This is a genomic window from Paramesorhizobium salinisoli (genome assembly GCF_003335045.1).
Lineage (GTDB): Bacteria > Pseudomonadota > Alphaproteobacteria > Rhizobiales > Rhizobiaceae > Paramesorhizobium > Paramesorhizobium salinisoli.
Genome location: NZ_QOZG01000163.1, coordinates 1 through 255 on the forward strand (window position 1 = coordinate 1; position 255 = coordinate 255).

Annotated in this window: 1 protein-coding gene; it reads right to left on the bottom strand. The window is 50.6% G+C overall.

The genetic code is table 11. The features are described from left to right. Window positions 1-10: 10 nt before the first annotated feature. On the bottom strand, window positions 11-255 hold a 245-nt coding region (locus tag DUT91_RS26060; protein WP_200835095.1), incomplete at its 5' end, for a hypothetical protein.

The following is a 255-nucleotide window of genomic DNA, read 5'->3' on the forward strand; positions in this document are numbered from 1 at the left end:
TTGCGGCTTATTAGAACGACTTAACCGCCGCATCCAGATACCATGATCGGTGCATGGCCTGATGGTCTTCCATCTGCTTTCCCATCACGCCGAGTAAACCACCCGTCCATGTGCTGAATGCGGGGCGTCCTTCCATGTCCATCATATTCTCTGGCATCGTACGAATGGTGTAGACGGGATTCTGGGTATTCCTTTCAACACCAAGGGTATTGAAATATGCCCCGTGCATTTGGAGTTTTGCTTTCCCGCGATAAG